Below are 21252 nucleotides of genomic sequence, written 5' to 3'. Positions count from 1 at the left end.
CTCTAACATACGCTTGCTATAACAAGAACCGTTCATGATTTATAAAAAACCGGCCGATAAGGTTCGATTTAACTTTTCTAAATCTTCCGGTGTGTCGACGCCATGAGGAGGTAGGCCAGAAACCAAAGCCACTTGAATCTTCACACCTTGATGTAAAAGCCTTAACTGCTCCAATTTTTCCCATTTTTCTAACGGAGACACTGGCATAGTGGCATATTGAGCTAATAATCGAGCTCGATAGACGTATAAACCTATATGACGAAAAACAGGCATATCCGGATGTGTTTGCTTTGCTTTAGCAAAACCGTCGCGATCCCATGGTATCGGAGCGCGACTGAAATACAGTGCTCTTTGCTCTTGATCACAAACAACCTTAACCACATTCGGATTGAAAAAATCGTCACTATTTTTAATACCGCAAGCCGCGGTAGCCATATCAGCGGCATGGTCGTTATGCAGCGCCAGCACGGCATCATGAATCAACGTCACTGGCAAGAAAGGTTCATCACCTTGAACATTGACCACGATCTCGTTAGCTGACCATCCTTTTTGCGTCGCCACTTCGGCCAGTCTTTCGGTGCCATTTTCATGGTCGTCTCTAGTCATCACGACATCGGCCCCAAAACGAGCCGCTAACCGCTTAATTTCTTCATGATCGGTTGCTATTACAACCGATTCAGCGCCTGCTTTTAGGGCTAACTCATATACCCATTGAATAACCGGTTTATCGCCCAACATCGCCAACAGTTTTTTGGGGAAACGCTGAGAAGCGAAGCGTGCCGGAATTACAATATGAAAATTCGGTAACGCTACTTTTTTGTCGTCACTTAAAGAATCTATGCTTAACTCGGTATTGATGACTGTCATTAATTTGCCTTTTCAAATTCGGGTTTAATGGCCACATCATAGGCGCTCTCAAGAGGCATACGACTTGCCAATACAATATCTGCAACCTCTCTTGCAACGCCTTTACCACCGAATTTGCTTAATGAAATATCACAAAATCGAGTCAGTAAGACATGCGCATCGGCTGGACAAAAAGAAACGCCCGCTAACGGCATAACCTGCAAATCGATAACATCATCACCGACATAGGCCGTGTCTTTTAAATCAATCGCTAAGGTTTCAGCGAGTTCTTTAAATGCTTCAGCTTTATTATGACAACCAGGATAGAAATGCTTCACACCTAAATCTTGCATGCGTTTTCGCAAAGGTGGGGAGTCTTTAGCGGTGATAATGGCCACCTCAACACCCCACTTTGGCAACAACTTTATCGCAACGCCATCTTTCACATTAAATCGCTTTAACTGCTCACCTTGCTCACTGTACAGCAAGCTCCCATCCGTCAACACACCATCGACATCAAACACAACCAGTTTAAGGGACTGCAATTTTTCAATTAAGTAATTTGATCCAGCCTGCTTATGCGCAAACACATAAGCGTTTAAAAAATCTTGATCCACAGCTTACTCTCCAGCAAAGTGCCCTGTTAACAATTTTTCAAGAAAACCATAGAAAATCGGTTAAGCGCCAGTGTCTAGCTCTTCAAATGATTTAGCCAAGTCATCAAGCTGTTTAATTTGCTTTAAGAAAGGGGCTAATTTATTCAGTGGTAAGGCGCAAGGACCATCGCATTTTGCTGAATTTGGATCTGGGTGGGTTTCTAAAAACATACTAGACAAACCAAGAGACATGCCCGCTTTCGCCAACTCCGCCACTTGAGCTCGACGACCATCAGCCGAACTTTCTCGCCCACCAGGACGTTGCAAAGCATGAGTAACATCAAACATAACAGGGTAGTCGTATTGCTTCATTAAGCCAAAGCCGAGCATATCCACAACCAAGTTATTGTAACCAAACATAGTACCGCGTTCGCACAACATTAACCGGTCATTGCCTGCTTCTTCGCATTTCGTCAGTATGTGCTTCATTTCATGTGGCGCTAAAAATTGCGCTTTTTTAATATTAATGACGGCGCCAGTTTGCGCCATCGCTACAACCAAGTCTGTCTGACGAGATAAAAATGCCGGTAATTGAATAACATCCGCTACTTCAGCCGTTGGGGCACACTGCTCTATTTCATGCACATCCGTAATGACTGGCACGCCAAACATCTCTTTTACTTCCTGCAAAATTTTTAGGCCTTCATCCATACCAGGGCCACGGAATGAATTAATAGAAGAACGATTTGCCTTATCAAACGAGCCTTTAAAAACATAAGGAATACCTAGTGCATCGGTCACTTTAACGTGCTCTTCAGCCACTTTCATGACCAAATCACGAGACTCCAACACATTGACACCACTAAATAAAACAAAAGGTAAATGGTTTGCAACACTCACGTTATCATTGATTTTAATTACTTTACTGGTCTGAGACATAGTCATTCCTACTTACATTTAGTTCAACTAAAAGCGCACGCTGTGATTTTAGTTGGATTCCAGTTATAAAATACGTTTCGCTCTTAAAACTCACTCTTAACGATCATAAATTTCCAATACACCCACGACATCTTGCGCGTCATCCGTCACCACAAGTAAGGTGATCTTATCTCGCAGCATTTGCTCTTCTGCGTTAACGATCAGGGTATTTTCATTAATAGTTTTGGGATTTTTTGTCATCAGCTCAGACATCGTCTGTGACATCATACTGGCACCAGAACTTAACATAGCACGACGTAAGTCACCATCAGTGAAAATACCCACAACCTGCTGATCTTGTTTAATGAGCACCACTCCCATACGGCCTTGGGTCATTAAGGTGATCGCATCCGTTAACGGAGTTGATGGTGAACAAATCGGTAAATTATCTTTATGCATCAAATCCTTAACGCGAGTCAGTAATTTACGACCAAGGCTACCACCAGGGTGAAAACGAGCAAAGTCCTGAGGTTGAAAATTGCGACTTTCCATAAGGGCCACAGCAAGCGCATCCCCCATCGCTGTTGTCATAGTTGTTGATGTTGTGGGTGCTAAATTGTTTGGGCAGACTTCTCTATCAACACCAATATCCAATACACACTGACAGTTTTTAGCTAACGTGGACGCCGTATTTCCTACCATGGCAATACAGGTGTTACCGAAATTTTGTAGGGAAGGCAGTAAACGGATAAGTTCTTCTGTTTCGCCAGAGTAGCTAATTAATATCAAGATATCGTTTGCCTGCACCATACCAAGGTCGCCATGGAACGCTTCTCCAGGATGCAGAAAAAAGCTTGGGGTGCCTGTTGAAGCCAAGGTGGCCGCCATTTTTTTACCGATTAAACCCGACTTTCCCATGCCACAAATAATAGTGCGACCTTGCCCGGCTAAAATTAAATTTACAGCGGTGGAAAATTCCATCCCGACACGTGATGAAAGGCTTTGTAATGCTTGAGCTTGAGTAGACAGCGTCTTGCGAGCACTCTCTATAAGTTGATCATTTGATGGCGGTGTTAATAAGGTAAGGTTCTGCGTGGGGCTAACCATGATCTGTCTCGACACGTAAAAAGATCAAGTGATTATACAGATCCCCTTCTTAAGCGCCTACCTTAAATAGATAAAACAACTCGCAAAAGAAGGAGTTCTGAAAACCCTGTTAGCGATTCGCTAACGAAGTACCCAGTTAATCGCAGGATTGAATTTTTTCACCCAAACTCAGTAAAAAATTATGATAGGCCAATGGGCCCAAGTTAATGCTAGTTGCGAGAGGGTCAAGTTCGGCCGTTTTCGCTTGGCTACCTTCTAATAGTACCGACACAATCGCGGGATTAAACTGCGGCTCAGTAAACACACACTCTACTTTACCTTGCTGAATCATTGTTTTAATTTCAGTGATTTTTTTCGCCCCAGGTTTTCTGTCAGGATTAACGGTTATCACGTCTACAGGATGCACATTGAAATGATCTTCAAAATAGCCATAAGCATCATGGAAGACCATATAATTAAGCGCTTCTTTTTGTTTTAGAACACCATTTATTTTCAACTCGGCCGACTCTACAGACTCGATAAAAACGGTTAAGTTTTGCTCATAATGTGTTTTATTGTCTGGGCTTAGAGCGGATAATTTTTCAGTAACCGCTTTGGCCAAAACGATGGCGTTATCAGGATCCAGCCAAACGTGTGGATCTACACCTTCATGATGATGACCTCCTTCGGCATGCTGGTCGTGCTCGTCCTGTTCTTCATGTTCTTCATGTTCTTCATGTTCATGTTCATGTTCATGTTCATGTTCATGTTCATGTTCATCATGATCGTGCTCTTCATGATCGTGTTCTTCATGATCGTGTTCTTCATGATCGTGTTCTTCATGATCGTGTTCTTCATGGTCGTGCTCTTCATGATCGTGCTCTTCTCCATGATTGTGCTCAGCAAAATCTCTCAATGTCATGTTTGAAAGTGTTAACCATTCAATCGACGAATCAAATTTATTGCCATTAACCAATACTTTTTCCATAAAGGTTTCTAACGATTCACCAACCCAAACGACCGTATCCGCTTGGTGTATTTTACGAATATCAGACGGCCTTAGTGCAAAATCGTGCGGTGATGCATTATTGGACACAATTTGATTCACTTTAGCGTGCTCTCCTGCAATCGCCTCAACAATCATAGTAACTGGCTTAATGCTGGTTGCAATCACAGGTTGAGTATTTGATTCCGCAAAAACGCCCCAACTAACGGTTAACCCTAGACTTAAACCGATGCCAGCTTTATTTAAAAATGCGCATTTATCCATTAACTTTATTCTCAATTAGTAGAAAGTCAAAAAATGTTATAACATAACAGAAGAATTCACAAGAGCAAGTTCCATAAGCTACAAAAACAGTATTAAAGATACATCAACAAAGAACGTCACTTTATGGCTGAATAACTTAACCTAACTCATCAAGCAACAACAAATTTTCCAGTAAAGTTGGTCGAACAACAAGACCCGTTCGCTGACCTATAGGCACATTTGCATTGGGAAAAATAATGGCGTCCCCATCTACCTTGATAAGGTAACTAGACAAGGCCGAACTCGCTAGACAATACCCCTTAGCAAAACCCGTAAAGTTCTTCACATTGACCCCAATGTTTAATTCATAATCTTCAGAGTCTTTAATTAATGCGGCCTCAACAGAGAAAATTTTGATTCGATTTAGGTCCCCATTAAGTAACCCTGCAGTGGATATCAATTTCCTTAAACTAAAATCGATATCAGTGAAACGGCTTAAGTCATTTTCCCCAAATGGGTAAACTTTACCTAATTCAACAGTAAAAGAATGGGCTCCAAAAACACGGTTTGTGTAGTATGAAAAAGTGGTTGTCGGTTGATGAGATAACAACACAGCATCCAATCCCGATGCGGCTAAAAAGCGTAATTGAGCCTGACTGTAACCAGCGCCGTGATCAAATGGATAAACAGCAAACTTTTCATATTCTGATTCACGAATGGCTGTATGCAAATCATAATGTAAACGCAAGCCACTTTTTCCGCCTAGCTCATAAAAGCGTTGCACGGCGTTTTCTAAACGCTGTGCTCTAATCGCCTCAGGGCAATCAAAACTTTCCCATGCCTTTGAAAATAATCGGTTCATATTAACATCCATAAATCGCCTACCCGCATTCGCAGACACAGGATTGCCAATAAGCACCAATAAACGCACCTTTAGCGCCAATTCGTTAGATAGAATATCCTTTAACATAGCGTTTATTAATTCGATGGGGCCAGTCTCATTACCATGCACTCCCACAGACACAACTAAACTTGTTGCGGAGCTAACGTTCGGCTCAATCCTTAAAATACCTGTATCTTCTAAATAGACATGTCCCTCTTTGATGCTAAAGGTTTGTGGCGCACACTCAACAGGATTCGCCAATGTATAAGCCAGAAAATCATTATTTGGAAAAGCAAAACGAGAAGACATACTGTTCAGTATCCATTTTCAAACAAAACAAACCGTAAATATTATCGGTATTGTATTAAAATGTATGATTTTTTTCACAAAATATCGGTAAAATTAAACTAAATGTCGCTCATTATTAATTTTATTTTTTTACCCCCTGCGTTTTTTGGAAAATCTAACAGAATATGTTACAAATCAAGACATAATACAGGCGATTGAGCAGATGAGTGCATTCAACAAAGCAAAACACTTTCTGATCAGTGCTTTATTCACCCGCCCAGACAATAAGAAGTGATGTATGCCAGATGAAATCATAACCGTAGTCGATGAACGCAATCGGGTGATTGGGGACGTTAAAAGAGACGTTATGCGGTTCGGGCAGGACTTCCACCGAGCCACTTATATTTTAGTTTTTACGACTTCTGGCCAGCTTGTCGTTCAGAAAAGAGCACTTAATAAACCTTTTTGCCCTGGCTGGTATGGGATTACGACAGGCGGAGTGGTGGCCAGCGGCGAATCATACCTTTTATGCGCACAACGCGAGTTATCTGAAGAACTTGGAATTTCCGCAGAACTGACCTGCCACGGAGTATTTTATACTGAAGGAGAAGGTTTTAAAATCTGGGGGAAACTCTATTCTTGCCAATACAATGAAGCCATACATGGACCTCTCGTCCCCCAACCCAGTGAGGTCGCTTCATTACACTTAATGTCTATTGACGACATTTTAGAGAACACTGAAAAGCAACTTTTTACCAAAGATTCAATGGATGCACTCATAAACTATGCTAACAAACTCACACACGATCGTGTTACAGACCCTCTTTAGTTTTTGCCTTCTTGTTGCCTCACTCAATACTCTTGCTATTGAACGATGGCAAGATGCGCGTTACTTACAAAAGAGCTTTATAACCATTGCCCTTGAAAGGGAATACGACAAAAAAACCGATACCAAACTCGTTCGCTGGGAACGACCCATTTATGTCTTTTTGGAAAGCGACTATGGTGATACAAGATTACAAAAAGAATTACTGTCCGTTCACTTAGATCACCTTTCTTCCATCACTGGTGTTCCTATTAGCTATGTAAACAGCAAACAAGACGCCAACATATTTATAATATTTACCTCTTATAAACAACTTGAACCAAAGGTAAAAGAATACATTGGTAATCCAGAAAAAATTAGAGCGGCCATTAGAGAAGCCATCTGTTTAGGAAACTTTTCCTACAATCAAAGATCAGAAATTACTAAAGGCACTATTATTATTCCGGTTGACTACGCTAGACAAAAAGCGCGCTTTTTAGATTGCATTATTGAAGAAATTACTCAATTGATGGGACTACCAAACGATTCAGACGATGTTTTTCCTTCTATTTTTAATGATAAAAGTATCGACTCCTATTTAAGCCCTCTGGATTACCTTCTCTTAAAACTGCTCTACTCAAACTACCTTACGCCAGGGATGACAGTACAAGACACAAAAAGAGCCTTACCCCTGGCCATCCGTGAACTGTTAAACACAGGCGACCTTAGAGACGCTGCGCGAAGAGTGAGAAAGGGCAGCTTGCAAGAATACATAGGGGATTAAATCGCAGCTAAGCCATGAAAAAGTCGAGCTTTTATTAACACCAGTCATTTTTTTCACCAGATCTAAGTAAATACTCAGGTTTCACTCTGCTTTTATAAAAGAACTTAGGTAAAATGCAGGGAATTTCTTTTTAATCGGAGTAAATACATGTTTCCTGAGTTAAAAAATGACCGTTTCCTACGCGCTTTACTTAAACAGCCTGTTGATACCACACCCGTATGGATGATGCGCCAAGCGGGACGCTATCTACCAGAATATCGAGCAAGCCGCGCAACCGCAGGTGACTTTCTTAGCTTATGTAAAAATGCCGATTTTGCCTGTGAAGTCACATTACAGCCATTAGAGCGCTATGACCTAGATGCGGCCATTCTTTTCTCTGACATTCTAACCATCCCAGATGCGATGGGATTAGGACTTTATTTCGAAACCGGTGAAGGCCCTAAATTCAAAAAAACAGTACGCACAGAAGCGGACGTAGACGCCCTTCCTATTGCCACAGCAAATGACCTTGATTACGTAATGAATGCCGTTACTGTGATTCGTAATGCACTAAACGGACGTGTGCCTTTGATCGGTTTCTCAGGGAGTCCATGGACCTTAGCCACTTATATGGTTGAAGGCGGTTCAAGTAAAGATTTTCGCCATATTAAAGGTATGATGTACAAATCACCTGAAGTCTTACACAAGCTACTTGATAAATTAGCGCTCTCCGTGATTGATTATCTGAATGGTCAAATCAAAGCCGGTGCTCAAGCCGTACAAATTTTCGATACCTGGGGTGGCGCGTTAAGTGGTCCTATGTACCAACGTTTCTCATTAATGTACATGAAACAAATCCTTGATGGCCTTATTCGAGAGCACGAAGGTCGTAAAATCCCAGTAATTATGTTTACTAAAAACGGCGGCCAATGGCTAGAGAACATGGCCGCAACCGGTCCGGATGCACTAGGTCTTGATTGGACGACAGATATAGGCGAAGCGCGTGCTCGCGTTGGCGACCGAGTCGCACTACAGGGCAACATTGACCCTTGTGTTTTATACGCTGGTGAAGACGTTATTCGCCATGAAGTAGAAAACGTATTATCTGGATTTGGCCACGGCACAGGGCATGTCTTTAACTTAGGTCATGGCATCCATCAATTTGTCGATCCTGCCCATCCAAAATTTTTAATCGATGCGGTTCATGAGCTTGGAGCCAAATACCACGAAGCGCGATACGACGATTTAGACGCACTTAATGAATAAAACATCGTTAATATCTGTAGCAGGATATCGTACAGAGTGGTATTTTTAAGGGTATCGTACTGTTATTGTTTTAAACGGAGCACATTTATATGAAACTTGTTACTGCCATTGTAAAACCTTTTAAGCTGGATGAAGTGCGTGAAGCTTTATCCGAAATAGGCGTTAACGGTATCACTGTTACAGAAGTTAAAGGCTTTGGCCGTCAGCGAGGTCATACTGAACTTTACCGTGGAGCGGAATACGTCGTCGACTTCTTGCCTAAAGTAAAACTGGAGCTCGCAATTGATGATGACCAAGTAGAGCGAGCGATTGAAACCATTCAAACTAGCGCTAATACAGGAAAAATCGGTGACGGCAAAATCTTTGTCACTTCATTAGAACAGATAATCCGTATCCGTACTGGTGAAACGGGTGCAGACGCCATTTAATGTATTAAGCGGTAAACCCAACGCAATAAAAAAGAGGCTTTAATCGCCTCTTTTTTATTGCGTTGGGTTTACCCACACCTAACCTTTATCCGGTATCTTAATACTAATAGGCCCTAAATAGCGATTCTGACGCTTTTCAACTTGCTTAAAAATAGCAATCACTATCATGCTGATGGCAAGATATATCACCCCAGCCGCCATAAATATCTCAATAGGAGTATAGGTTCTGGCAATAATGGTTCGCGCCATTCCCGTCAGGTCTAGAAGCGTTATCGTGCTGGCTAATGCACTGCCCTTTAACATTAAGATGATTTCATTACCGTAAGCAGGTAACACTATTCCAAATGCTCTTGGCAACAAGACTCGACGATACATCTGCACTCTTGTCATACCAACCACTTTACAAGCCTCTACTTCTCCAACGGGGATAGCTTGTATCGCGCCACGGAAAATCTCAGCTGTGTATGCCGAAGTATTAAGAGTAAAAGCAATAATGGCACACCAAAAAGGCTCTCTTAAAATAGGCCAAAAAATACTTTCTTTTACAACATCAAACTGTGAGGCACCATAGTACACTAAGAATATTTGCACTAATAAAGGCGTACCTCGAAAAAAGAAGATGTACAGAAAAGGAAAAACACGAACAAATGGCGACGCGGATATACGCGCTAACGCAATTGGTAAGGCAAAAATAGCACCTAACACAATTGACAGCACCACCAATTGCATAGTGACCCACGCACCATCGAGAAGTCGAGGAAAATAGCTAATAACAACCGAAAGTTCCATAATTACGTCCTCTTAATGCCACGACTGGCTTTCTTTTCCATGTAATGAACGACCACCATTGAAACAATAGTGAGCACTAAATACATGCAGGCGGCGGCACTGTAGAAAAGAAAGGGTTCTTTTGTACTACTGACCGCAATATTGGCTTTTCGCATAATATCATCCAAACCAACAACAGAAACTAAGGCCGTATCTTTCAAAAGAACAAGGAACAAGTTACCTAACCCTGGTAAAGCGACACGCCATACTTGCGGCAAAATAACTCGGTAAAATTTACGTACATTCCCCATACCTAGTGCTGTAGCCGCTTCATGCTGACCTTTAGGGATTGATTGTAAAGCACCACGAAACACTTCTGTCGCATAGGCACCAAAGGTAAGCCCTAATGCCGTTACACCAGCCACAAATGGACCAATTTCAATGTATTCTTCGTAACCAAACCAACTGGCTATACCCATCAGAACGGAGGTGGCGCCAAAGTAAATAATCAGTACGGTAAGTAACTCTGGAATACCTCGAATAATTGTTGTGTAGGTATTTGCTATCCATTGCAAAACCTTTATAGACGATAGCTTTGCTGATGCACCTAATAAGCCTAATATTAAACCAACAATAAGAGAGGCGAAGGCTAATTCAACAGTAATAACAGCACCCTGTAGGAGCTGATTACCGAATCCATGCAGATCAATCATAATAATTTCTCAGAATAGATTGGACTAGAAAAAATAGGCGGCTAGACGGCCGCCTATTTGGATCTCAGATCAATCACTTATTAAAAAGAGATCAACAAATTCGTCAATCTATTTTTAAGGGTGTGATTAGTAAATAGAGAATGGGAAATACTTAGCATTGATTTCTGCGTAGGTTCCGTCCGCTAGAATTTCTTCAAGCGCTTTATTGAACTTAGCTTTTAGCTTATCGCCTTTACGGACCGCGATCCCAATTTCATCATTTTTCTGGAACGCATCACCTTTAAATTCAAACTTGTCACCGTCTTCAGATGATTTCAGCCAGTTATAAGTGGGTAACTCATCAGACAATACGATGTCTAAACGACCAGCAAGCAAGTCTAAATAAACGTTATCTTGGTTATCATAGAATTTAAGGTCGGCTTTACCAGTAAAGTTATCTTCTAAGAATTGAGCGCCTAATGTTGCACGTTGAGCACCAATTACTTTACCTTCTAAGTTGGCTAGATCAAACGCCGTTCCTTTTTTACCAAGGAAACGTAAACCACCAGAATAATATTTATCGGAGAAATCAACGACGCGTAAACGCTCTTCAGTAACGGACATGGAAGCAATAATGGCATCAAACTTACGTACTTTAAGACCAGGAATTAAACCATCCCAATCTTGAGTCACAACATCACATTCAGCCTTCATTTTCTCACAAAGTGCCCAAGCGATATCAACATCAAAACCTTGAGGTACACCAGCATCATCAATAAAGTTGAATGGAGCCCAAGCTCCTTCCGTTGCTATTTTGATTTTATCCGCGGCTTGAGCAGAGACAGAGATCATCGCAGCACTTGCTACAAGTAGAGAGTTAACGGCTAACGTTTTTAGTTTCATAATAGGACCTTTTATGGTTTTGCTAGTTTTATTATAATTACATTGTTTTATTGTATTAATAATGATGTCGATAACATCATACATTAAATTTCAGGACATCATATGGTGTTACCCACTCCATCCAAATAGACACCTTTAATCGTAGTCACGAGCAAAGGCCTAACTAAAATGTGCTCGACAAAAAGTTCTTACATCGCTCTGATTGAGGGTTTCCGAACACTTGAGTAGGTGTTCCTTTTTCTTCAACCAAACCTTGATGTAAGAAAACAACCTCACTAGAAACCTCTCTAGCAAAATTCATTTCATGAGTTACGATCAACATCGTCCTGCCTTCCTCCGCTAAATTGCGCATTACACCAAGTACTTCACCCACTAATTCAGGATCAAGTGCCGATGTTGGCTCATCAAATAGAATAACTTGAGGGTCCATAGCAAGCGTTCTGGCAATCGCAACACGCTGTTGTTGTCCACCAGATAACTGGCTTGGATACATATCTTTTTTCTCTGCGATGCCAACCTTATTAAGAAGGTGTGTCGCATACTCTCTTACTTCATTTTTAGGACGTTTTAGAACATTGGCAGGGCCTTCCATCACATTTTCTAAAATCGTCATGTGAGGCCACAGATTAAAGCTCTGAAAAACAAAACCAATTTGCTGACGCATCTTTGTTAGCTGCTTCATATTAGCAGCAACCAGATCGGTGTCACCAGGCTTCAGCGCAAGAGGATCACCATTAAATATAATCTCCCCTTTAGTTGGGTTCTCTAGCAAGTTAATACAACGTAAAAAAGTACTTTTCCCCGAACCACTAGAGCCCAAAATCGAAATTACATCACCATCGTACGCTTTTAAAGAAATGCCCTTTAAGACTTCTACATCACCAAAGGTCTTGTGAATATCATTCAGCTCTAAAGCTGGGACTTTTGACATATCGAGCTACCCTTTTTATTTTAAACATTTGTTATTGTAATTAACTGCATATTTCCCAGTTTTGTAGAACGCTATTTTATTGATAAATGAACTATGATCAAATACAAAAAAACAGGCCAAGTGATAAACTGTTCAATATTTTAAACTATTTTATCCAAAGCTGACGCTTTTTCCTGTCTATTTGTTCAGGAATCGTATTTCGTGGAGTCGATAGTTTTCTATCTTCTCTTGGTGTCACCCCAAAAAAGCTTTTATACGTTGTACTAAAATGGGGCGCTGAACTAAAACCGCACTCAAATCCCACTTGCACAATGGCCTTATCTGATTGAGTTAGCAATTGCTTAGCATGATTTAACCTTAACTCTAAATAATATCTTGATGGCATTGAGTCTAAGTTTTTCTTAAATAACCTTTCAAGATGACGGCGAGACAAGCCAACATGATAGGCAATGTCATCAGGGCTTAATGGTTCATTGATGTTAGCCTCCATTAACTGAACCGCTTCAATTAATTTCGGCTGGCCAATACCAATTCGAGCTTGCAGAGGGATTCTCTGAGGATCTTCATGAGACCGAATCCGCTCACAAACAAACTGTTCTGAAATACTGCTTGCTAGATTCATACCATGTTGTTTACCTATCATAAACATCATCATGTCCATGGCCGCTGTACCACCGCTACAAGTAAACCTGTCTTTATCCACCTCGAATAAATGATTCGATACAATAGTGGTTGGAAACTCATCTCGTAAGTTGGCAATACTCCACCAATGAATAGTGGCTCTATAACCATTTAGCAAACCCGCTTTTGCTAACAGATAACTTCCAGTACAAAGTCCTCCAAGCGCAATCCGTCTATTAGACAAACTTTTCAACCAACTTTCTAATGCGGGATTATCATTTTGTGTCACAGGTGATGCTCCACAAATAAAAACGGCATCAAGGTCATTGGGCGAATCGTATGTTAGGTAATCCACAATGGTTTTTACCCCAGTATTTGAAAGTACCTCTTTACTTTCGTAACTAATCGTACAGAATCGATACAGTTCTTTTCCACTCACCCAATTTGCAAGATGCAAGGTTTCAATCGCTGATGAAAAACCCAACATAGAATAATGCGGAAGCAATAAAAAACCGTATTTTTGCGGCTTTCCACTGGCTTTCATAATTTCTCTTGATGCAAATTCGCGTTTGTACAAGTTTTCATCCTACAATTAACTTAAAAAAAGAATATTATTTTCTATAAAATGGATAACAAAGGGTTTTTCCCTTTTGATCAAGCGTTATTATAGATAAAACACCCAAAGCGAAAGAAAATGTCGCATTGACTAAACTTATCACCTATCACAAGAAGGAGTTTTTCATAATAATCATACAATAGCTCTGAAATACAGTATTCGCGATCTTATAACTAAAATAGGTTTTACAAGAACACCACTCATGAGGATGGGTATTAAATGATTAACAACAAAAAAATCGAGTTAATTGAACGCATTGAAGTTGAGTTAAAAGACAACTTCTCTCCAACAAACACTGAGAGCCTAATTCAGCTAACGCGTCTGTACTTCCAAGACTCCTTAACGGAAGACATGGTGAATGAACCCATTGAAAACTTATATGGTACCATTCTTTGCCTATGGGATTTTGTACAGAACCGTAAACCTAACACACCCAAAATACGTGTTTATAACCCTAACTACGAAGAACACAGCTGGCAATCAACACATACCGTTATAGAAATCCTTACGGATGACATGCCTTTCCTTGTGTCATCCTTTAATATGGCATTGGTGCGCCTAGGACTAACAATCCATTTAACATCCCACCCTATGCTACATGTTGGCCGTCACAAAAACGGCGACCTTGAAACATTACAACCTTATAGTAATGCAGGTAACAACGAAGCGCTTATTCGTTTTGAAATTGACCGTTTGTCTGATTTATCAAAATTTGACGAAATTAAAGCGGAAATTGTGAAAACCCTAGAGGATGTTAAGCAGACGGTAAAAGACTGGCCTGCTATGCAAAAAAACTTGCTCAACATAATCAAAGAGTCAGAGCAAGTAAAGCATCTAGACAAAGACGCTGAACATAAAGAAAACCTAGACTTTCTCCGTTGGGTAGCAAATGACCACTTTACCTTTATTGGCTTTAGAGCTTACGACCTAATTAAAGAAGGTGATGAAGCGCACTTAAAACTGGTTGAAAATTCTGGGCTAGGAACCTTTAGAGACAAAGGTGCGAATTCTGTTAAGCGCGACATTATTTTAAGTGATCGTTTAGCAAAACTGGCAATAGACAACAGCAATGCCATTATCTTAACAAAATCAACGGCTATTTCGAGCGTGCACCGCCCTGTGCATCTGGATTATTTAGGCATTAAACGTTTCGATAAAACGGGTAAAGTCATTGGTGAATGGCGCTTCTTTGGTTTGTATTCTTCAGCCGCTTATGTTGCTCGACTACAAGACATTCCATTATTACGTAAAAAGCTTGATCATATTGTTGATCGCTGTGAAGTAGATCCAAACAGCCACAAAGGTAAAAACCTTAAACACATTCTCAACAGCTACCCGCGTGATGAAATGCTGCAGGCGCCAGTTGATGAATTATTGAATACCATACAAAGCATTCTTGCGATCCAAGAACGCCGTCAATTGCGAGTATTTCTACGTAAAGACATTTATGGTCGTTTCATCAATGCGTTGGTATACGTACCTCGTGATCGTTACAACACCGAACTACGTATTAAAATGCAGCAAATTCTAATTGATGCTTGTGATGGCACCAGCTCAGAATTTAACGTTCAATTCTCACAGCTTGTTTTAGCGCGTGTCAACTTTACTATTCAAACATCGTCTAAGAACGGTTTAGATCATGTCGACGTAGAAGACATTCAACGCAAAATGCAAGAAGCCATGAACTCTTGGGACGACAAACTCCTTAACGCATTGCATACATCAATGGGTGAAGAAAAGAGTAATGCGCTGTATAACAAGTTCGCGCCTTTCTTGCCTGCGGCTTACCGTGAAGATTTCTCTCCAAACACGGCCGTTCTGGATATCGAAAGATTAAATAACTTAGCGGACAATGGTGAGATTACCACCCACCTTTATCATCAAGTAGGCCAAGAAAAAGGCAATTACTTTTTCAAAGTATACGGTTCTGGTACGACGCTAGTTCTCTCGGATGTTCTGCCTATCTTGGAATGCATGGGACTACGCGTTCTTGAAGCTCGTCCGTATGAACTGGATAGTCATTCAGATCAAAACACATGGGTCGTTGAATTCGCTATCTCGGTTGATCAAGGTGTTAACCTTGATCAAAAGGCACAGCGTGAAGCCTTCCAAGATGCATTTAACCAAGTATTTAATCGTCGTGTAGAAAACGATCGCTTCAATGCCTTGGTATTAGATGCCTCTTTAACCTGGCGTCAAGTGACTATGCTACGCGCTGTCACTAAATACTTAACGCAATTACAAGTGCCATTCTCTTTGTCTTACATGCAACAGACACTGGAAAAAAATGCGACAATTGCACGTTTATTAGTCCAACTTTTTGAACAACGTTTTGACCCAGCATTGTCAACAAAACGTGATGATAAAGTGACGAAAATTTTAGCCAAACTAGAAGAAGAATTGGACCTAGTCGCTAACCTAGACGAAGACCGTATTTTAAAACATTACTTGTCTGTTATTCAGGCGATGTTGCGTACGAACTTCTACCAAGCGGACGCTGATGGTCAAATCAAATACTACGTTTCTTTTAAACTTGACCCGAACCAAATTCCAGCCGTTCCTTTACCTCGCCCTAAATTCGAAATATTCGTTTATGCGCCTTGGGTAGAAGGCGTTCACATGCGTGGTGGCAAAGTCGCCCGTGGTGGGTTACGTTGGTCAGATCGTATGGAAGATTTCCGTACTGAAGTATTAGGTCTTGTCAAAGCTCAAATGGTCAAAAATGCGGTCATTGTACCGGCTGGTGCGAAAGGCGGCTTTGTTGCTAAGCAACTGAAGAAAAATGCATCACGTGATGAAGTGCAAGCGGAAGTCGTACGTTGCTACACTACCTTTATCAGCGGCCTATTAGACATTACCGACAACTTAGTACAAAACGAAGTTGTGCCTCCTATCAGTGTACAACGTTATGATGAAGATGATCCATATCTAGTCGTTGCCGCCGATAAAGGAACCGCAACCTTCTCAGACCTTGCGAACAGCATTTCTGAAAAATACAGTTTCTGGCTGGGTGACGCCTTTGCCTCTGGTGGCTCTAATGGTTATGACCATAAAAAAATGGGGATTACCGCACGTGGTGCATGGGAATCTGTTAAACGTCAATTCAAAGAAGTTGGTATCAACTGTCAAACCACTGACTTCACGGCTGTAGGTGTCGGTGATATGGCTGGCGATGTGTTCGGTAACGGTATGTTGCTATCGAAACACATTCGACTGGTGGCCGCATTTAACCATATGCACATCTTTATCGATCCGACGCCTGATTCAGCGACCTCTTTCGAAGAGCGTCAAAGAATGTTTAATCTACCTCGCTCATCTTGGGAAGATTACAATAAAGAGCTGATCTCCAAAGGCGGCGGCATCTTTAATCGCTCGGCAAAATCCATTCCGATTAATGCCGATATTCGTAAAGCATTAGGAATCGAAGGTAACGTCAAGTCGCTTGCGCCAACAGACTTAATTTCAGCCATTCTTAAAGCGCCGGTTGATTTATTATGGAATGGTGGCATAGGCACCTACGTTAAAGCAGAATCTGAAAGTCACGCGGATGTTGGTGACAGCGGCAACAATTCATTGCGAGTTAATGGCAACGAACTTCGCTGCAAAATGGTAGGGGAAGGCGGTAATCTTGGTTTAACTCAAAAAGGTCGTATTGAATTTGCTCAAGCTGGCGGTTTAGTCAGTACCGATGCCATTGATAACTCGGCGGGAGTCGACAGCTCTGACCATGAAGTAAACATTAAGATCCTACTAAACAGTGTGGTCGAAAGTGGCGACATGACAGAAAAACAACGCAACAAATTGCTTGCAGATATGACAGATGAAGTCGGTAAGTTGGTCTTAAACCATAACCTTGGCCAAAGCCATGCACTGTCACTGGTTAACTCTCAAGCGGCCGATCGCCTTGCGGATCATTGGCGTTTGATCTTGTCATTGGTAAGAGACGGTCGCTTAAATCGTGACATTGAATTTTTGCCAACTGACGCTCAAATCAAGAAACGCATGAATAAAGGCAATGGCCTAACTCGCCCTGAAATTTCAGTGCTATTAGCCTATTCAAAAATCAAATTGTCAGAACAACTTGTCGCTGATGGCATTGGTGAAGATGCGGATTTAATGAAGCAGATTCAAGATTACTTCCCGACTCAATTAGCGAAGAAATTTACCAAGGACATGGCAACGCACGCCCTTGCTCCAGAAATTGTAGCGGGTCATGTTACCAATAATATTGGTAACCGCATGGGGCCCACTTTTAGTACTTACGTACAAGAAGAAACCAGTGCCTCGGCCTTGAACCTAGTTCGCGCTTATTCGGCTGCAGAAGAGATATTCAGTATTCCTTCATTATGGAGCGCGATCAACGAACTGGACTTCACAGTAGAAAATAGCGTCCTTAATAAAGTATTGATTCGCATACAGTCTCTGCTTGAAAGAGCCACTTTATGGTTATTACGTAATACCCGTGAAGTCTTGTCGATCCAAAAATTAATTGAAACCTACAAGCCTGGTGTTGAAGTAATTGGTCAAAACATTCAATCTATTCTTACGGCGCCAAGCCAAGAACATCTATCGGCATTGTCTTCAAAATTGTCGGATACCGGTATCCCAAGTGAGTTATCCGATAAAATAGCGGCATTGCATTACTTGTTCTATGGGCTGGATATTATCCGCGTGGCAAGCAATACAGAAAAAGACGTAATGGACGTCTCTCAAACTTACTTCGCATTAGAAATGGATCTAGACCTGCATTGGTTACGTCATTCAGTCAGCGAGCTTACCGCAAATGACATGTGGCAACGTAAAGCAAAAGCAGGCTTAGGAGATGAAGTTGATAACAGTCTACGTACTTTAACTCAAGAAGTGATTCAATCGAATACCGACATCAATAATGTAGGTCAGAGACTGAGCCATTGGAATGAATTAAATGCGGACAGTATTCATCATTATCAAACCACTTTTGGCGAAATCAAAGCTGAAAGCGAGCTTACATTAGCGATGATTTCTGTTGCGATTCGTGAGTTAAGAAATCTAATTTAACCTGCGGGGCTACCTATATCTGGTAGCCCCACTTTCCTCTAAGGAGATAAGAAGTGACTGAACAAGTAACGAGAGCAACTTTCAATGAAGTAATGGTTCCAAATTATGCACCCGCTGACATTATCCCTGTGCGTGGTGAAGGCTCTCGCATGTGGGATAGTAATGGTAAAGAATACATTGATTTTGCTGGTGGTATTGCCGTGACCGCTGTAGGCCATTCACACCCAAAATTAGTTGAAGCAATGCGCGATCAAGCCGGTAAGTTTTGGCACGTGGCCAATGTCATGACAAATGAACCTGCGTTACGTTTGGCTAAGAAATTAACAGAGAAAACGTTCGCGGATAAAGTTTTCTTTTGTAACAGTGGTGGTGAAGCGAATGAAGCGGCTTTCAAACTTGTTCGTCGTCACGCCTATTTACACTATGGTCCTGAAAAACACGAAATTATTGCTTTTAACAAATCGTTCCACGGACGCACACTTTTTACCGTTTCTGTTGGTGGACAACCAAAATACAAAGAAGGCTTTGAGCCAACACCTCAAGGCATCAGTCACTGTGACTATAACGACATCGAACAACTAAAAGCGTTGATTTCAGATCGTACTTGCGCCGTTGTAATGGAGCCTATTCAAGGTGAAGGCGGCATTATTCCGGCTGACATCGAGTTTGCAAAAAAAGTTCGTGAACTGTGTGATCAATACAACGCTTTACTTGTATACGATGAAGTTCAATCCGGCGTTGGCCGCACTGGAACTTTATTTGCTTATGAGCAATTAGGCGTTACGCCTGATGTGTTAACCTCTGCAAAAGCATTGGGCAATGGCTTCCCTGTTGGCGCTATGTTAGCGACAGAATCAGCGGCTCAAAGTTTAGGTTTTGGTACGCATGGCAGTACTTATGGCGGCAACCCAATGGCCTGTATCATTGCCGAGGCCGTAGTTGATATTATCGACACACCTGAAGTGTTAGATGGCGTTAAAGCGCGTCATACGCTTTTTGTTGACGGTTTAAAAGCCATTAATGATAAGTACTCAATATTTTCAGACATTCGCGGCATGGGCTTACTTATCGGAGCAGAAGTTACCGAGGCGTATAAAGGTAATGCTAAGGCGTTCATAAATGCGGCACTTGAAGAAGGGTTGTTAATGTTGGTTGCCGGTCCTGATGTATTGCGTATGGCACCATCATTGATCATTCCTGAAGCCGATATAGCTGAAGGTCTAGTGCGTTTAGAACGAGCTGTGGCCAAAGTAGTCGCTAACGCTTAATGACTAAAAATATTTAGACTATCGAGCCAAAAAACCCAGTATTCACTGGGTTTTTTTATGCCTGAAAATAGTGCTATCGACTATACTTCCTGAGGGATTGTATTCACTACCCTTTCCACAGGTTTGTGATAACGACCGATAATAGAGCTCAACACCAAAAACGCTAAAAAAGAAAACGCTAAACCACGGCCATCCAAAACAGAAAAAGCACCGGCAATAACCATAAGGTCGGCAACTAATGTTGTTTTACTGGCGTGTATATTGAACTTTCGTTCTAAATAAACCGCTAAGATATTTAAACCGCCTAATGAAGCATTGTGTCTAAACAAAATAATAAGACCAAAGCCAACAAGCATACCGCCAAATGTAGCCGATAAGATTGGATTCATGTCAATATGAACATACAACCTCAATAGTTCAGAAATGGCAGACAGTAAACTAACACTCAAAAAGGTTCTTAACGTAAAACGCCAACCTAAGGACTGCCAAGCTAAAATATAAAAAGGGATGTTTAATAGAAAAAAGAGTTGTCCGAATGTGAGGTCAACAAATTGCAAGAGGAGAAAACTCACGCCCGCCGTGCCACTTATCAATAAACCCGCCGAATTCAGTATATGCAGACCTAAAGCGGCCAAAAGGCACCCTTCCAGAATCGAAAGCCAAATGTGTGTCGTTTTCATAGTTAATTAATTCCAGTGCACCAAGTTAATTTGTGATTAACCGAGTAATGAACAAAATGCTTCTTTTGAAAGCGCTTATGGTGTCAAAACCTATATTTTAATAGATCGTTGAGACAATGGGTAAATTGTCAGCACGATTCATACCAATTCGAATTTTTATTATGCGGGCATTCATTGAAAATTGACTGAGACATTCTAAACGAATAATTTTTTTTTAAAAGAAGAGCTTTGACTCTTTCTTTGGAACGCCATTACTGTGTATCCTGTGGAGAATTAATTGATAACATAGGAAATAGAAAAATGAGCTTTTTATCTGGTCTTAAATCGCTATTTACAGCGGGCCCTGCAGCACCCGAAAAAGAAGAAGACCCCATTGATTATAAAGGCTTCATTATTATTCCCGCGCCGATAAATGAAGGCGGACAACATCGTGTGGCCGCCACGATCACAAAGGGCGAAGGCGACTCACAGCAAATTCATAAATTTATCCGCTCTGACCTTATTGCAGGCCGAGATGAATGCATTACCGTCACCATTAATAAAGCAAAAATGACAATAGACCAACTTGGTGACCGACTCTTTAACTAACGCTCTCTTTATTCCCCTAA

Annotated in this window: 19 protein-coding genes; 7 read left to right on the top strand and 12 right to left on the bottom strand. The window is 41.3% G+C overall.

Annotated elements, in window-relative coordinates; genetic code table 11:
* Positions 1-39 precede the first annotated feature (39 nt).
* The 6 genes from kdsB to astE all read right to left on the bottom strand — a co-directional run bounded on the left by kdsB (position 40) and on the right by astE (position 5887).
* Entirely contained in the window at positions 40-867 is an 828-nt protein-coding gene (kdsB, locus tag IEZ33_RS03795) for a 3-deoxy-manno-octulosonate cytidylyltransferase (RefSeq protein ID WP_191602392.1), read from the bottom strand.
* On the bottom strand, positions 867-1463 hold the full coding sequence (locus IEZ33_RS03790; protein ID WP_240009622.1) for a KdsC family phosphatase: 597 nt from the start codon (positions 1461-1463) through the stop codon (positions 867-869). The genes kdsB and IEZ33_RS03790 overlap by 1 nt, the downstream gene beginning before the upstream one ends.
* A gap of 60 nt (positions 1464-1523) precedes the next feature.
* Entirely contained in the window at positions 1524-2381 is an 858-nt protein-coding gene (gene kdsA / locus IEZ33_RS03785) for a 3-deoxy-8-phosphooctulonate synthase (protein WP_191602391.1), read from the bottom strand.
* A 96-nt stretch (positions 2382-2477) separates the two neighbouring features.
* On the bottom strand, positions 2478-3467 hold the full coding sequence (locus IEZ33_RS03780; protein ID WP_191602390.1) for a KpsF/GutQ family sugar-phosphate isomerase: 990 nt from the start codon (positions 3465-3467) through the stop codon (positions 2478-2480).
* A gap of 136 nt (positions 3468-3603) precedes the next feature.
* Positions 3604-4716 (bottom strand): zinc ABC transporter substrate-binding protein, encoded by a 1113-nt coding sequence (locus IEZ33_RS03775; protein ID WP_191602389.1) that lies wholly within the window; start codon positions 4714-4716, stop codon positions 3604-3606.
* Positions 4717-4852: 136 nt separating this feature from the next.
* Positions 4853-5887, bottom strand: a complete 1035-nt coding sequence (astE, locus tag IEZ33_RS03770; RefSeq protein ID WP_191602388.1) for a succinylglutamate desuccinylase — start codon at positions 5885-5887, stop codon at positions 4853-4855.
* Positions 5888-6164: 277 nt separating this feature from the next.
* On the opposite strand from astE, the gene IEZ33_RS03765 reads away from it, so the two are divergent.
* The 4 genes from IEZ33_RS03765 (at position 6165) to glnK (ending at position 9128) form a co-directional block, all read left to right on the top strand.
* Entirely contained in the window at positions 6165-6695 is a 531-nt protein-coding gene (locus IEZ33_RS03765; protein WP_191602387.1) for an NUDIX hydrolase, read from the top strand.
* Complete coding sequence (locus tag IEZ33_RS03760) at positions 6652-7455, top strand: DUF2927 domain-containing protein (protein WP_191602386.1); 804 nt, start codon at positions 6652-6654, stop codon at positions 7453-7455. The genes IEZ33_RS03765 and IEZ33_RS03760 overlap by 44 nt, the downstream gene beginning before the upstream one ends.
* Positions 7456-7602: 147 nt before the next feature.
* Positions 7603-8700, top strand: coding sequence for a uroporphyrinogen decarboxylase (hemE, locus tag IEZ33_RS03755; RefSeq protein WP_191602385.1), 1098 nt, complete (start codon positions 7603-7605; stop codon positions 8698-8700).
* Between the two features lie 89 nt (positions 8701-8789).
* Entirely contained in the window at positions 8790-9128 is a 339-nt protein-coding gene (gene glnK / locus IEZ33_RS03750; RefSeq protein ID WP_191602384.1) for a P-II family nitrogen regulator, read from the top strand.
* A gap of 78 nt (positions 9129-9206) precedes the next feature.
* Here the strand turns inward: glnK and IEZ33_RS03745 are convergent, their stop codons facing one another.
* From IEZ33_RS03745 to IEZ33_RS03725, 5 genes are all read right to left on the bottom strand, one after another.
* Entirely contained in the window at positions 9207-9917 is a 711-nt protein-coding gene (locus tag IEZ33_RS03745; RefSeq protein ID WP_191602383.1) for an ABC transporter permease, read from the bottom strand.
* Positions 9918-9919: 2 nt separating this feature from the next.
* Positions 9920-10609 (bottom strand): ABC transporter permease, encoded by a 690-nt coding sequence (locus tag IEZ33_RS03740; protein WP_206696901.1) that lies wholly within the window; start codon positions 10607-10609, stop codon positions 9920-9922.
* Positions 10610-10735: 126 nt separating this feature from the next.
* Positions 10736-11491, bottom strand: a complete 756-nt coding sequence (locus IEZ33_RS03735; protein ID WP_191602382.1) for a transporter substrate-binding domain-containing protein — start codon at positions 11489-11491, stop codon at positions 10736-10738.
* 163 nt (positions 11492-11654) lie between these two features.
* On the bottom strand, positions 11655-12422 hold the full coding sequence (locus IEZ33_RS03730; protein ID WP_191602381.1) for an ABC transporter ATP-binding protein: 768 nt from the start codon (positions 12420-12422) through the stop codon (positions 11655-11657).
* A gap of 145 nt (positions 12423-12567) precedes the next feature.
* Positions 12568-13587, bottom strand: coding sequence for a GlxA family transcriptional regulator (locus IEZ33_RS03725; protein ID WP_191603523.1), 1020 nt, complete (start codon positions 13585-13587; stop codon positions 12568-12570).
* Between the two features lie 291 nt (positions 13588-13878).
* Here IEZ33_RS03725 and IEZ33_RS03720 point away from each other — a divergent pair, with 291 nt between their 5' ends.
* Entirely contained in the window at positions 13879-18696 is a 4818-nt protein-coding gene (locus IEZ33_RS03720; RefSeq protein ID WP_191602380.1) for an NAD-glutamate dehydrogenase, read from the top strand.
* Positions 18697-18749: 53 nt separating this feature from the next.
* Positions 18750-19964 carry an aspartate aminotransferase family protein gene (locus IEZ33_RS03715; protein ID WP_191602379.1) on the top strand — a complete coding sequence of 405 codons (1215 nt, stop codon included), beginning with the start codon at positions 18750-18752 and terminating at the stop codon, positions 19962-19964.
* 80 nt (positions 19965-20044) lie between these two features.
* Here the strand turns inward: IEZ33_RS03715 and IEZ33_RS03710 are convergent, their stop codons facing one another.
* Positions 20045-20644 carry a YitT family protein gene (locus IEZ33_RS03710; RefSeq protein ID WP_191602378.1) on the bottom strand — a complete coding sequence of 200 codons (600 nt, stop codon included), beginning with the start codon at positions 20642-20644 and terminating at the stop codon, positions 20045-20047.
* 300 nt (positions 20645-20944) lie between these two features.
* Here IEZ33_RS03710 and IEZ33_RS03705 point away from each other — a divergent pair, with 300 nt between their 5' ends.
* Positions 20945-21232, top strand: coding sequence for an HlyU family transcriptional regulator (locus IEZ33_RS03705; RefSeq protein ID WP_191602377.1), 288 nt, complete (start codon positions 20945-20947; stop codon positions 21230-21232).
* The last annotated feature ends 20 nt before the right edge of the window (positions 21233-21252 follow it).

Origin of the sequence: Marinomonas algicola (genome assembly GCF_014805825.1) — a bacterium.
GTDB lineage: Bacteria > Pseudomonadota > Gammaproteobacteria > Pseudomonadales > Marinomonadaceae > Marinomonas > Marinomonas algicola.
The sequence above is the reverse complement of the archived record's forward strand: the minus strand, read 5'-3'. Positions and strand labels throughout refer to the sequence as shown.

Bases quoted from the DNA above. Each gene is read 5' to 3' on its own strand.
- kdsB (WP_191602392.1), bottom strand. From the start codon at position 867: ATGACAGTCATCAATACCGAGTTAAGCATAGATTCTTTAAGTGACGAC.
- kdsA (WP_191602391.1), bottom strand. From the start codon at position 2,381: ATGTCTCAGACCAGTAAAGTAATTAAAATCAATGATAACGTGAGTGTT.
- IEZ33_RS03780 (WP_191602390.1), bottom strand. From the start codon at position 3,467: ATGGTTAGCCCCACGCAGAACCTTACCTTATTAACACCGCCATCAAAT.
- IEZ33_RS03775 (WP_191602389.1), bottom strand. From the start codon at position 4,716: ATGGATAAATGCGCATTTTTAAATAAAGCTGGCATCGGTTTAAGTCTA.
- astE (WP_191602388.1), bottom strand. From the start codon at position 5,887: ATGTCTTCTCGTTTTGCTTTTCCAAATAATGATTTTCTGGCTTATACA.
- IEZ33_RS03765 (WP_191602387.1), top strand. From the start codon at position 6,165: ATGCCAGATGAAATCATAACCGTAGTCGATGAACGCAATCGGGTGATT.
- IEZ33_RS03760 (WP_191602386.1), top strand. From the start codon at position 6,652: ATGCTAACAAACTCACACACGATCGTGTTACAGACCCTCTTTAGTTTT.
- hemE (WP_191602385.1), top strand. From the start codon at position 7,603: ATGTTTCCTGAGTTAAAAAATGACCGTTTCCTACGCGCTTTACTTAAA.
- glnK (WP_191602384.1), top strand. From the start codon at position 8,790: ATGAAACTTGTTACTGCCATTGTAAAACCTTTTAAGCTGGATGAAGTG.
- IEZ33_RS03745 (WP_191602383.1), bottom strand. From the start codon at position 9,917: ATGGAACTTTCGGTTGTTATTAGCTATTTTCCTCGACTTCTCGATGGT.
- IEZ33_RS03740 (WP_206696901.1), bottom strand. From the start codon at position 10,609: ATGATTGATCTGCATGGATTCGGTAATCAGCTCCTACAGGGTGCTGTT.
- IEZ33_RS03735 (WP_191602382.1), bottom strand. From the start codon at position 11,491: ATGAAACTAAAAACGTTAGCCGTTAACTCTCTACTTGTAGCAAGTGCT.
- IEZ33_RS03730 (WP_191602381.1), bottom strand. From the start codon at position 12,422: ATGTCAAAAGTCCCAGCTTTAGAGCTGAATGATATTCACAAGACCTTT.
- IEZ33_RS03725 (WP_191603523.1), bottom strand. From the start codon at position 13,587: ATGAAAGCCAGTGGAAAGCCGCAAAAATACGGTTTTTTATTGCTTCCG.
- IEZ33_RS03720 (WP_191602380.1), top strand. From the start codon at position 13,879: ATGATTAACAACAAAAAAATCGAGTTAATTGAACGCATTGAAGTTGAG.
- IEZ33_RS03710 (WP_191602378.1), bottom strand. From the start codon at position 20,644: ATGAAAACGACACACATTTGGCTTTCGATTCTGGAAGGGTGCCTTTTG.
- IEZ33_RS03705 (WP_191602377.1), top strand. From the start codon at position 20,945: ATGAGCTTTTTATCTGGTCTTAAATCGCTATTTACAGCGGGCCCTGCA.